The sequence below is a fragment of the uncultured Chitinophaga sp. genome (genome assembly GCF_937898475.1).
Taxonomy (GTDB): domain Bacteria; phylum Bacteroidota; class Bacteroidia; order Chitinophagales; family Chitinophagaceae; genus Chitinophaga.
The window spans coordinates 217,359-230,302 of the sequence record NZ_CALEJS010000041.1; the positions used below are offsets into that span (position 1 = coordinate 217,359).

Genomic DNA, 12,944 nt, shown 5'->3' on the forward strand with positions numbered 1-12,944 from the left:
TAAGTCATTTGTTCTGACATCGAAATAACTTTAAACCTTCCACCAACCTCAAACCTCGAACTTCAAACCTCAAACATTAGATTATGAAACTCCTCCCCTTACTGTTACTGTTTAGCATGCACGGCTGTTCATCGTCCGATATGCCGGGTACCCGCAAACCGCCTGCAGACACGGGCATTATAAACCCTGTGCTGGATCAGGATTTTCCTGATCCTACCGTCATCCGTGCAAATGGTAAATACTATGCTTACGCTACGCAAACCCTGTATAACGGTAAAACGATCAACATCCAGGTGGCGTCTTCCCCCGATCTGCAACACTGGACTATCATGGGCGATGCCCTGCCGCAAAAGCCTTCATGGGCCGCTACTACACAGGATTTCTGGGCGCCGCATGTGCTGTACGACAGCAGCATGAAAAAGTATGTGATGTTCTATTCTGCAGAATCAGATGAACAGCAGACCAACAAATGCCTGGCCGTAGCTTTTGCCGATAAACCGGAAGGCCCCTTTGTTGACAAAGGCACCCCGCTGCGCAGCGGCACCGGTTTCGGGAATATTGACCCGATGGCGTTCGTCGATCCTGAAACAGGTAAAAAAATGCTGTATTGGGGCTCTGACGGCCAGCCTATCCGCGTACAGGAGATGGCAGACGACTGGAAGAGCTTTAAACCCGGATCACAACCGCAGCCGGTATTGTGGGCCAAACAGGAAAGCAAGTACAGTCACCTGATTGAAGGCCCCTGGGTAACCCTGCATGATGGTAAATACTACCTCTATTATTCAGGAGATAACTGCTGCGGCGATAATCCCAGTTATGCCGTACTGATTGCCAGGGCAGACCATGCAACAGGTCCCTTTGTACGCCTGGGAGAAGTGAATGGCAGCAACAACAGCGTGATCCTCGAAAAGGATGACCGCTGGCTGGCGCCAGGGCATAATTCGATCTTTACGGATGATGAGGGGAATGAATGGATCGCTTATCATGCTATGCGCCCGCAGCAAAAGGGCCCAAGGGTGATGTGTATCAGCAGGATTGTTTATAAGGATGGGTGGCCGCAGGTGGTGAGGTAGGAGCGAGCAACCTTTACATAACACTAATTAATTATTGCTCAACTAGTTAAGTACTCCCAAATTTCCTTCCAAAAAATTCTCTTTTTCTCAAATTGCAATGCTCTGTCCTCCCTGCTAACCCAAAGGTTAGCACTTACCTACAGGATAGCAGCGGTGATATGCCAGGTGATATAAATAATTTTGCCTCATCAAATTCAAGATCATGAAGGCAATTAAAATCACTTACTGGACAACTACCGCGATAGTGGCGCTCATAATGGCATACTCTGCATATGCATATCTTACGCAGGATGCCTTACGCGCCGGGTTCCAGCATCTTGGCTACCCAGACTACTTCAGGGTGGAACTGGCTATCTTTAAGACTATAGGAGCGATACTTTTACTCGCCCCCGTTGGAAACAAAGTGAAAGAATGGACCTATGCCGGGTTTACCATAATATTTATATCTGCTTTTATCGCACACACCGCTTCGGGAGACCCGCTCAGTATGCGCATCATGCCGCTGGTGATCATGGCCTTGCTGATAGCTTCCTACATCACCTATCAGCGTAAACTCCAGGCCGCCTAACGCGCCGCTGTTCCCTTTCGCGGAGCGATCATCTACATTTTTATTCAACAGTTTTTTTTAACGGATCTGAAGATCCGCAGGGAATCATTTTGCTTAAGTAAAATATAAAATCATGAAAAAGATACTGCACGTAATTTCAAGCCCAAGGGGTAATGCCTCTTACAGCATCCAGCTGGGCAATGCAATTGTTGAAAAACTGTTGGCCACATGGCCCGGCAGTACGGTGAAGGAATACAACCTCGTCACCAAACAATTTCCTCACCTGGAGGAAGCGCTCATCACCTCTTTCTTTACGCCGCCCGAAGCCCGGAGTGCTGAAAATATTGAAGCGCTGCAACATTCTGACGAGGCGATCAAAGCACTGTTCGATGCGGATATTATCGTGATCGGCGCCCCCATGTATAACTTCAGCATTCACTCTTCGCTCAAAGCCTGGGTGGATCACATCGGAAGGGCCGGTGTCACATTCAGCTACGGGGAAAACGGACCAAAAGGGCTGGTGACAGGGAAGAAAGTTTACATTGCCGCTTCTTCCGGCGGCGTTTATTCTGAAGGCCCTTTACAGGCAAATGATTTCGTAGTACCATACTTAAAGGCCGTACTCGGATTTATTGGTATTACAGATGTGACAGTGGTAAGAGCGGAAGGAACGTCTATCCCCGGGATAAAGGAACATGCTTTGGAGAAGGCGATTAAAAGTATTGCGGTGTGAAAGAGTAACGCTGATAAGAAGAGGCTGCATCAAAGCACGATACAGCCTCTTTTAATTAATATCATGTTTCACCATATTCTATTTTTTCCCGAAATACCTGGTCTGCTCAAGACGGGCCAACGCCTTTTCTCTGGTAAAATCATCTTTACTTAAATGCTCGATATGAGTATAGTTACCAGGTCTATAGTATTTTACTCCCTCCCCAACATCCAGTAAATTGTACGCTCCGCAATTGTTACACCCACTCGGCTGCTGAAAACCTGCTTCTTCGTTTAAAAGCCTCCAATTTGTTAATAATAGCTGAATGTTCCATTTTGGACGTAAAAAATACATCTTTCCCCAAACAAAGAAGGAGGCTTTCGCCCCCTTCTTCTCCCTTTTATCAACTCACGGTGTGCGTACCACATCCGTAAACCTGATCTCTACTATATACGTGCCCTCCAGCCGCAGCATAAACGCAAAACGCGGGTTTACTGAATACGCATTCGGCGTCATATTATCCACATTTACATAGCGGGACGGTATGCGGTAATACATCAGGTGGCCCCAGTCCGTAACGCCGTCATGATATTTGGTCAGCGGGAAAGGCGCCAGCTCAAAATCAATGATCATCGCGGTATCCGTTGTGTTTACCGGGTGAAAACGGGCATAATTCTCAAACACCGGGCGGTCGCCGCGTTTGATGATCTCCCCTGCCTTGGGGTTAAACGGGCTGCCGTTCTTGTCTACCAGTTTCAGGATCACACGGGCGCCTTCGTCAGATACTTTTGTGAGCGTCATCCTTGGGTTACGCATAGGCGTTACCACATCGTTAACGTCAAATGCGTTGGACACATTATCTTCTATGGTGAAGATATCGTCCAGGTCCGGATCGGCAACAGTGATCTGTCCGAAATCGGCAAACGTGCGGGTGCCGTTCACATTCTGAGCGGTGATGTCAAATACATAATCACCCAGGGGCAGGTTCACAGATGCCTTATTGAAAACAAACTGTCCGCTGTTCTCGTTAAAGTACATCGGCTTCAGCTTTTGCACCTCCCGCTTCTTGTTCAGCTGCTCTACAGAAGTATCTGTATCCACGTTGAAAGACTCTCCTTCTTTAAACACCAGCACCTCGTAGTCTTCAAAGAATGCAGATGGCGCGGGTTTACCGGAGCTTTTATCACGCAGGTTCGTCAGTTTGAAAGTGACCGGCGGAGTAGATTCATCTGTATTGATACGGTCTGACTGCTGCAGCACCAGTCCCCTTTTACAATAGATCACATTATCCTTGTAGCGCATCTGGTCGCTGAGGAAACCCTCCTTTACTTTCTTGCAGGCAGTTATAAATAGAGTGACGGATAGTATACACAATAATATATTTCTCATGGGATTATTTTTTTAGTAAACCTCTGTGTTAAAGAACAAACGGTGATAGCCGTTCAGTACATGTACTACACCGGTAGTAGTGATAATACCGGATGTCTGGCAAACTGCGGCATTATCCTTCTCGCTTTGCGGTATCAGGTCAGGATCAGCTGCCTGGTCGTCCCGGCTGCCGATTACCAGCGTATAGTTCACCATGTCCACATAAGACACGTAGTCGTTGTAGGGATAGGTACGCAGCAGGTTGATCATGAACTTTTTATTGGGAATATTGCCCAGGATACAATCATATAGCTGGCCCGTACGGTTCATCTGCTCACGGTTGATCTTTCCCTTGATCATGTACATACGCAGTGAATCCTTCAGCTCCTGAACAGGAATACTATCCATGCTGAAGGGGATATTCTCGTCGCCGGTTTGTCTGGCGGCGCGTTTCTGACGGATGTCTACATAGGCTTCTACCCCGTAGTTGGTCACGGCAAAGAAAGTGATATCACTGTTCACCACGTCTTTCAAACCTGCTTTGTCTATCAGGTATACGAGGGAATCAAATACTTTTTGCGAGCGCAGGTAATCATAGGTGCTCATGTTCACATGCGGATCGTGTACGCCGCCATCGTTCTTATAGTCTTCCTTCTTACAGGAAAAAAGCAATGCCGTACAGACCAGGATATATATTGTTTTCAGAAAGTGTTGCATAAGTAATTGTTTGTTATGAGTAATGGATGATCAGATCTTGCCTCTCCAGTAAGTGGTTTGCTGCAGGAATTTGTTGCCCCTGAACAAGCGGGGATCCACCGGCCAGTAGAACCCTTCTCTTGCGTAACGCTGGTCTGTCAGCCAGTCTACGATATAAGAGTAGGCACGGGTACGCACCATGTCATAGAACAGGTGCCCTTCCAGGAACAGCTCTTTCCCTCTTTCAAGGATGTATTCATACATCAGCTCTTCAGCGTTGGAGGGCATGTCCAGCGCGGCGGTATTGTTACGGGTGCGGAAGAAATTGATCACCTGTAAGGCTTTGGCATTATCGCCTTTATACAGGGCTATTTCTGCCTGTAACAGCATCATATCTGACAGGCGGAAGATGATCATGTTATTACTCATATAGGGATCCAGCTTTACGCCGGGGTTACGGTATATGATATTGCTGTATTTACGGCAGAGGGGCCTGGAATCATCACGGTAATCAAATCCTTTCTGGAAACGCACGTCCATGGTATCATTCACTGTTTGTCCCTTACGGAAGTGACGGCTGAAGTATTCGGGCCTTACCGCCATACGTGCATAGTCGCCTTTGTATTTGATGTATTGATCGCCGCGCAGGAACTCCATACCGATACCTGACGAAGAGCCTTCAAACTGGTCTTCGCTTATATTCAGTTCAAAGATGCCTTCCGGAGATCGGCCAATGAAGGTATTGTAGTATTGCGCAGTATCAGTGAGCCGGTAACCGCCGTTAGCCAGCAGGGCGCTGATGGTGGTATCTGCGCTGTTAATGTCATTCATGTTCACCGTACCGCCGGAAGCTGCGTTCAGTGTAGTGCCGCGCCACAGGTACAGGTGCGCCAGTAAGGCGTAAACAGATCCCCTGCTGGCGGTAACTGCAATGCCACCGGTATTGCTGCCATAGCCCCAGTCCAGCAGTTTTGCGGCCTCGTGGCAATCTTTTTCGATCTGCTGCATCACCTCCGCTTTCGTGCTCCTGGGCAGTTCCGGCGCTTCCAGGGGGTTCTCGTAAAACTCGGTTACCAGGGGCACATCACCCCAGATGCGGGTCATTACAAAATAGGTAAAAGCGCGCAGGAACAGGGCTTGCCCCATGACGCGGTTCCTGTAGTCCTGCACATCATCCACGTCTTTTGCCAGGTTGTCTTCGGGCACTTTAGGCACCTGCTCCAGGATGGTATTGCTCATGGTAATGGCTTTGAAATAGCGCGTCCAGTTGCCGAAATCGTTCACATTGTAGGTGAAAGAAAAATCGCCGTTCTGGATGCCTTCCAGGCCGTCGCCATTGTAATCTATTACGAAATAGTTCTTGGCGATAGCGTCTCCATACATATAGTAGCTGTTCCGGAATGCAAGCGCATTTCTTACCAGGGCATAATTTCCTGCCAGCGCACTTTCACAGTCGCGGGCGTTCTGCCAGTATTTTTCCAGGTAGGTGCTGTTCTTCGGCTCCTGCTCCAGCAGTTTGCTGCAGGAGAAAGAGCAGCAAGCCAGCAAAAAGAGTATGATAAAGCTGTTGAGATGTGTACGTTTCATATTGTTGGGTTTTCCGCATTAAAAATTAACATTAAAGCCCATGGTGAATTTCTTCGGAATAGGGTATCCGTTACCGCTGTATTCCCCGTATGGATTCACCGCCTCTGCATCCGGCAGGTCTTTGGAGCGCTGGAACATGGCTACATTATCCATTACGCCAAATACGCTCAGGCGTTGCAGGCCCCACCTGCTCAGCATTTCCTTGCCCAGGTTATAGGTAAGGCTAATGCTTTTGATGCGCAGGTAATCTCCTTTCTCCAGGAAGAAGGTTTGTGCGGAAGTATAATAGTAACGGTAAGTACCTACATCATAGCGGGCATAGGTGGCTTTGTCGCCGGGTTGCTGCCAGATATCCAGCTTTGAGAAATCCGGTGTGGAATACCGCACAAAATTATTGACAGCATCACCTGCAGTGGAGTTGCTGAACTGGTCTGATTTATACAGGTTCAGCACATCACGGCCCAATGTAAAGGCGCAGAAAATGTTCAGCACAAAGTTCTTCCAGCTGAATTCGTTGATAAAACCACCGGTCACTTTAGGATTGGGATCCCCTATAGGCAGCTTATCCGGGTTCAGTCCGTCGTTGAATATCTCGATGAAATTATCCCCGTCCAGGTCTGCCAGGTAGAAATCTCCGGCGCGGTAGGTGCCATTGCCATTACGATATTTTTCACCGGTGTACTTGTTGCCCGGTACATCATCATCCGTAGCAAATACGCCCAATGTACGATAGAGGTAAAATGCATTCACGGGCTTACCTACAGAAAGAATGTGCGATTTATCAAAACGGTCGCCATTCTGGAAAACGATATCCCTGCCGCCATTGGGCAGGCTGGTGATCATATTCTTGTTATAGGATACGTTCAGGCGGGTAAACCATTTTACCGGCGAGTTCGTATGTGCCAGGGGGTTACCGGAGAAGGTGAATTCCACCCCTGAGTTCCTTACACCCAAAGTATTGGTGAGCGCCTGGTCATAGCCGGAGGTCACCGGCAGCAGAATGCTGAACAGCTGCAGGGAGCTTTGTTTATTATATACATCCACCGTAGCGGCAAACATACCGTCTTTTACTTCGAGGTCGGTACCTACGTTCCATTGCAGGGTACGTTCCCAGCTCAGGCCTTTTTGTGCGGCGCCGTCTCTGAAGTTGGGCGTGATGGCTGTTACCCCGTTATACGATGTGGCATTATCGTTCCCGTTAAAGCCGCCGTTGTTCACTTTATACAGGTTATACTGCAGGTAGTTCTGCGTGGGCAGATTGCCCGAAGTACCTACGCTGCCCCTCAGTTTTACCAGGGTAAAAGGACTACGATCTTTCAGGAACTTCTCTTCTGATAACAGCCAGGCTGCGGATGCCGAGGGGAAGAAGCCCCATTTGCTGTCTTTACCAAAGCGGGATGAACCATCATAGCGCGCGCTGACAGACAACAGGTATTTTTCATCAAAGTCGTACGCCAGGCGGGAGTAATAAGACAAGAGCCCGTAAGACTGGTAATCAGACGAGGTGCTGATATTGGTCTGCCGGAAACCCTGCACCACCTGTATGGGATCTGAAGAACCGCCATAGCCCAGTGAGCGGGTGTTCTGGTACACATCGTACTGCACATCCGATCCCAGTATCATGCTTACGTTATGCTTCCTGAATTTGTTCGTATAGCTCAGATAGTTAGATGACAGGATGTTGTATCCATTATCTGCAAATGAAAAAGAGAAGTTACCGTTGTTGGAGGTCAGCTCATTGGTTTTGTTATAGTCCCTCCTGCTGGTGCGGTACACATATGAGTTCTGTGAGTTGAGCCGCAGGTGCGATGAAATATTGTATCCCAGGTTCAGGTTCAGTGTCAGCTGGTTATCCATATTCTGATCCAGCTGGTCCTGGTAGTTGCCCAGCAGGGCTGCTTTCTTGGCAGGGTCCAGCGCGAACAGGGAAGAGGGCATCTGACCTGCGCCAACCGTTACCGGGTTTTGAGGATCGCCGTTGGTGGTAAGGTTGATGGAGTTACCCGGATTACCGTTACCGCGGTGCCTGTCTGTCCGCGAAAAGGCAATGATCGGGTTAATATCCAGCTTGTTGTTCAATGCGCGCGATAACAGGTTTAAACGCATGGAGTACCTTTTAAAGTCGGTACCTATTACTACGCCCTGCTCATCATAATAGCCTGCGCTGAAGCGGTAATTGGAGTTCTCTGTTCCGCCGCCGATGCTCAGGTCCAGGTTCTTGAGCAGCCCCGTGCGGTAGAACAGGTCCTGCCAGTCTGTATTGCCATTGTAAGCCGGGTTCAGGCTGTCTGTCATGATGTAAGGCAGCTGCTGCTGTTGGGCATAGGTAAGGCTTTGCTGGATCAGCGACATTTTCTGGCGGCGTTCAGTTACACCCAGTACCGCATCCCTGAGCTCCGGCCGCTGGGTTACACCAAAGTAGCTGGTCACGTTCACCCTGGGGGTACCGGAGCGTCCTTTGCGGGTAGTGATCATAATAACGCCGTTGGCTGCACGCGAACCGTAAATAGCTGCGGCAGAGGCGTCTTTCAGTACATCGATGGTGGCAATATCCATAGGGTTGATGCCTGCCAGGAAATTGGTGCCCGTGCCTACATCGTTGGCCACATACTCGTCCTGCGGCTGCGGTATCCCGTCTACCACATAGAGCGGTGAGTTAACCACTTTGAACTCGTTGTAATCACGGTTCACCGTGGTATTACCGCGTACGGATACGGTACCGCGTGCACCGGGTTCCCCGGTGTAGTTCTGCACGTTTACGCCGGAGAGACGGCCCTGCATCAGCTGATCAAAACTGGCAGCCGGGAGGTTCTGTATCTCCCTGCCCGACAGGCTGGAAATAGCGGCAGTAGCCTTTTTACGCGTTACCTGCTGGTAACCGATGATCACCGTTTCCTGCAGTGCGCTGGCGGAAGGGCTCAGTACTACGGTGACGCCTGTCTGCCCCTCTTTTACTTTAACCTCCGTTTTACTGAAGCCTACAAAAGAGATCTCCAGTGTGGCGCCGGGAGCGGCTGCAATAGAGAATTTTCCTTTGGCGTCTGTCACAACGCCGATGTTGGTAGACCTGATCCGTACAGATACACCAGGTAAGGCCTGTTTTTCCTGGTCGGTCACTGTTCCTTCGATTCTGACGGTGGGAGTTTGGGCATATAGGAGCACAAACGGGTACAATAGGCATAGTAATGCCAGGTAGAAATGTTTCATACATCTACTAGATTAAGGTTGATAATGACGAAAACTAATCAAAGGAGTCAGCAATCTTATTACCTTATTTACCCGTCCATTTACAGATATTAACCGGACTGATGAAAAAAACCCTCCATATATATTATATAAATGCTATCTTGTTATAAACCATTGGGAAGTAAACGTTTGACGGGAATCATATTTTACTAACCCAAAAACAGTATAGCAATGGGCCTCGAGAACTTATTGCCCGGTTACCGCTGTACGGATGGCATCTGGGACGAGATGTGCGACACCAACCAGATACGCGCCCACTACAGCAAAGTATTTGCCGCCCTCAAAGAACTGGATGTAGCCGCCCTGCAGCAGAAAGACCGCCTGGCCGCAGAGCTCTTCATGAACCAGGGCATTACCTTTACCGTATACAGCGATAACGCCGGTATTGAGCGGATCTTTCCCTTTGATATTATTCCGCGTATTATTACCGGCAAAGAATGGGAACATGTTGAAAACGGCATCAAGCAACGGCTGAAAGCCCTCAACCACTTCTTAAAGGATATCTACCATGAGCAGCAGATCATTAAGGATAAAGTGGTGCCCGCTGCCCTCATCGCCTCCTGCCCGCACTACACCCGCGAAGTATATGGTATTAAAGTACCGCATGATATCTACATACATATATCCGGTATAGACCTCATCCGGGGGGATGATGGTAATTTCTATGTACTGGAAGACAATCTTCGTACCCCCTCCGGCGTGAGCTATATGCTGGAGAACCGGGAAGTGACCAAACGCATCTTTCCCGAAATGTTGTCTGCCAACCATGTAAGACGCGTCAGCAACTATCCCCTGCTGCTGCATGAGATACTGTTGCAGCTGGCGCCACCGCAGATCTCCAACCCTACCGTGGTGCTGCTCACGCCAGGCGTATACAATTCCGCTTACTACGAACATACTTTCCTGGCCCGGCAGATGGGCGTTTCCCTGGTAGAAGGCCGCGACCTGGTGGTGGATCACCATAAAGTATATATGAAAACCACCAACGGCCTGGAACAGGTACACGTGATTTACCGCCGTATAGACGATGAATACCTGGACCCGCTGATCTTCCGTCCGGACAGCGCCCTGGGCGTACCCGGCCTCATGAGCGCCTACCGCAAAGGCACGGTGGCCATTGTGAATGCCGTGGGTAATGGTGTGGCCGATGATAAAGCCGTTTATGCCTATGTTCCGGCCATGATCCGCTACTACCTGAATGAAGAGCCCATCCTCTCCAACGTACCTACCTATGAGCTGAGCCAGCCCGATGCACGTAAATATGTGTTTGATAACATTCAGCAGATGGTGATCAAACGCACCAACCAATCCGGCGGCTACGGCATGATCATGGGCAACAAGGTAACTGAGGAAGAATGGGCGGCAGCCAGGCCGGCTATCGAAGCAGACTCGCGTAACTTCATCGCCCAGCCCATCATCAAACTGTCTACCGTTCCCTGTTTTATAGACGGCGTTTTCCAACCCCGCCATGTAGACCTGCGCCCCTATGCGCTTTGCGGGCCACAGGGCATACAGATCGTTCCGGGCGGACTAACCCGTGTGGCCCTCCGCCCCGGATCGCTGGTGGTGAACTCCTCCCAGGGCGGTGGCAGCAAGGATACGTGGGTAGTTGATTGACAGCTGTTGGCTACTGGCTATTACCTGTTAGCTGTAGCCCGGCTTTTTTAAACGTTCATTAACATCATAAAACATTTCCTGGCTGATAGCTAACAGCTAACAGCCAAAAGCTAATCACCCATGCTCAGTAGAATAGCCGATGCATTATTCTGGATGAACCGCTATATGGAGCGGGCCGGCGGCCTTTTACGCGCCGTATCCACCCATTACATTCTCTCGCTGGATAAGGACGCCGATGGCTCCTTTACCTGGAAACCGGTGCTGGAAACATTCTCTGCCTCCACACCTGCAGAGATTGACGCCATTGCATTCAATACGGGCGCTGCACTCCGGAACCTGATCACCGATACCGGTAACAATAATTCCCTGAAGGCAATCGTCAGCAAGGCGCGTGAGAACGCCCGGGGCGTACAGGACCACATCACCAAGGAAGTATGGGAAGAGGTGAACGCGATCTATCACCTCATGAACCAGACCACCCTGGATAAACGCCTCAACAGCTACGAAGCCGTAGAGGTGATGCAGCTCATTACCCGGCACACGGTGCTGTATAACGGGGTAACAGACATTACCATGTCGCGCGGACTGGGATGGAGCTTCATGAACCTGGGGAAATATGTGGAACGCTGCCTGGAGACCATTATCCTCACTAACAGGGAATACCAGCGTATTGATTACAACCTGGACGATATCAGGGATATTATGCAATGGCGTTACCTGCTGCTGTCCTTATCCGGTTATGAGCTGCACCTCAAAACCTACCGCTCAGCCAATTACAACTATAATGTGTTGCACCAGGTGCTCTTTAATGATAACTTTCCGCATTCCGTGGCACATACGCTGGGCAGGATGGAACGCCGTTTGCAGGAAGTGATCCGCGGCAACACCTCCGGTGAGGTGGCATCGCTGATGCGCCGCTTTGGCCGCCTGAACAGCAAGGTGAGGTATACCGACCTCGAAACACTGAACAATGAATCTTTACAGCAATTCCTGGAGGAGATCAGACTTGAGCTGCTGCAGTTCACAACAAAGCTCAGCCAGCAGTTCTTCTCTTACGCATAAGTTGATAACAATATGTCTATTTTCAAGATCCACCATATTACCCGTTACGAGTACGACCGGCCGGTAAAAGAAAGCGCCAACGAGATCAAGATCTTTCCTTACCAGTGCCCCGACCAGGAAGTGCTGCAACACGACCTGTTCATCACCGACCACCCGGATATTCAGACCTTTACCGATTACTATGGTAACAAGGCAGGGCTGTTCAACGTGCTGCCGCCGCACAAGGTATTGTCCATAGAAAGCAAACTGCTGGTGCGTACCACCGCGTCTTCCCAGCTGAAGATCAATTTCCACACCGGCGCCGAACAGCTCAACGCCGAAATGGAAGGACAGCTGCAGCTGCTGGAGCTCGCCGCCCGCGATACCATACAATCGCAGGCCGCCATAGACACCATTGCTGCAAGCATACAGCACTATGACAGCATCGCCGGCATGGTGGAACATTGCAGCGAATATATTTTCAAACACTTTAAATACATTAAGGGCATTACCAATGTAGAAACTACGGTAGATGAGATACTGCAGCACCGCGCAGGTGTTTGCCAGGATTTTGCGCATATCATGCTGCAGGTGCTGCGTACCTGCCAGATTCCCTGCCGCTATGTAAGCGGCTACATCTGCCCCAACAAGAACGGCATGCGCGGCGAAGGCGCTACCCACGCCTGGGTAGAAGCCTGGATACCCGGCTATGGATGGGCGGGGATAGATCCTACCAATAATGTCTGGGTGACAAACAAACATGTCAAACTGTCCGTAGGACGGCACTTTTCAGATTGCAGCCCGGTAAAGGGCACCTTCAAGGGGCCCGCCCGTCAGCAACTGACGGTATTCGTTTCCGTAGGTTATGAAGACGGTCATATTTTTGAGGAAATGAACAATGTTCACCTGCATACTACGGAGCACCAGCGAACGGAAGAGTTGCCGGACGGCACTTTTGCGGGACAGCAATAAGTGCCTGTTTATTAAAGGAAAGTTAAAACTGTGCACCGTTCATACAGTTTTGCTTTGACCGTTAATGCATGTATTCTAACTTTGC

At 49.7% G+C, this 12,944-nt stretch carries 10 protein-coding genes; 6 read left to right on the forward strand and 4 right to left on the reverse strand.

The genetic code is table 11. The annotated features are described in order from the left end of the window. The first annotated feature begins 83 nt into the window (after window positions 1-83). The 3 genes from Q0577_RS25265 (at window position 84) to Q0577_RS25275 (ending at window position 2,353) form a co-directional block, all read left to right on the forward strand. Window positions 84-1,073: a glycoside hydrolase family 43 protein gene (locus Q0577_RS25265; RefSeq protein ID WP_298741311.1), complete on the forward strand. Its 990-nt coding sequence runs from the start codon at window positions 84-86 to the stop codon at window positions 1,071-1,073. Between the two features lie 202 nt (window positions 1,074-1,275). After that, a complete protein-coding gene (locus Q0577_RS25270) occupies window positions 1,276-1,641 on the forward strand; it encodes a DoxX family protein (RefSeq protein WP_298741313.1) in 366 nt (121 codons plus the stop codon). Between the two features lie 112 nt (window positions 1,642-1,753). Continuing rightward, a complete protein-coding gene (locus Q0577_RS25275) occupies window positions 1,754-2,353 on the forward strand; it encodes an FMN-dependent NADH-azoreductase (protein WP_298741315.1) in 600 nt (199 codons plus the stop codon). Window positions 2,354-2,740: 387 nt separating this feature from the next. Here Q0577_RS25275 and Q0577_RS25280 read toward each other — a convergent pair whose 3' ends face one another. Genes Q0577_RS25280 through Q0577_RS25295 form a run of 4 tightly spaced genes read right to left on the reverse strand, consistent with a single transcriptional unit; the run spans window position 2,741 to window position 9,190 of the window. Next, window positions 2,741-3,721 (reverse strand): DUF5007 domain-containing protein, encoded by a 981-nt coding sequence (locus Q0577_RS25280; protein WP_298741316.1) that lies wholly within the window; start codon window positions 3,719-3,721, stop codon window positions 2,741-2,743. Between the two features lie 12 nt (window positions 3,722-3,733). Next, on the reverse strand, window positions 3,734-4,417 hold the full coding sequence (locus Q0577_RS25285; protein ID WP_298741318.1) for a hypothetical protein: 684 nt from the start codon (window positions 4,415-4,417) through the stop codon (window positions 3,734-3,736). A 30-nt stretch (window positions 4,418-4,447) separates the two neighbouring features. Beyond that, window positions 4,448-5,983: a RagB/SusD family nutrient uptake outer membrane protein gene (locus Q0577_RS25290; RefSeq protein WP_298741320.1), complete on the reverse strand. Its 1,536-nt coding sequence runs from the start codon at window positions 5,981-5,983 to the stop codon at window positions 4,448-4,450. A gap of 18 nt (window positions 5,984-6,001) precedes the next feature. Then, on the reverse strand, window positions 6,002-9,190 hold the full coding sequence (locus Q0577_RS25295) for a SusC/RagA family TonB-linked outer membrane protein (protein ID WP_298741322.1): 3,189 nt from the start codon (window positions 9,188-9,190) through the stop codon (window positions 6,002-6,004). Between the two features lie 210 nt (window positions 9,191-9,400). Here Q0577_RS25295 and Q0577_RS25300 point away from each other — a divergent pair, with 210 nt between their 5' ends. From Q0577_RS25300 to Q0577_RS25310, 3 genes are all read left to right on the forward strand, one after another. Continuing rightward, window positions 9,401-10,846, forward strand: coding sequence for a circularly permuted type 2 ATP-grasp protein (locus Q0577_RS25300; RefSeq protein ID WP_298741324.1), 1,446 nt, complete (start codon window positions 9,401-9,403; stop codon window positions 10,844-10,846). Between the two features lie 120 nt (window positions 10,847-10,966). After that, a complete protein-coding gene (locus tag Q0577_RS25305; protein ID WP_298741326.1) occupies window positions 10,967-11,908 on the forward strand; it encodes an alpha-E domain-containing protein in 942 nt (313 codons plus the stop codon). Between the two features lie 12 nt (window positions 11,909-11,920). After that, window positions 11,921-12,859: a transglutaminase family protein gene (locus Q0577_RS25310; RefSeq protein WP_298741328.1), complete on the forward strand. Its 939-nt coding sequence runs from the start codon at window positions 11,921-11,923 to the stop codon at window positions 12,857-12,859. Window positions 12,860-12,944 lie beyond the last annotated feature (85 nt).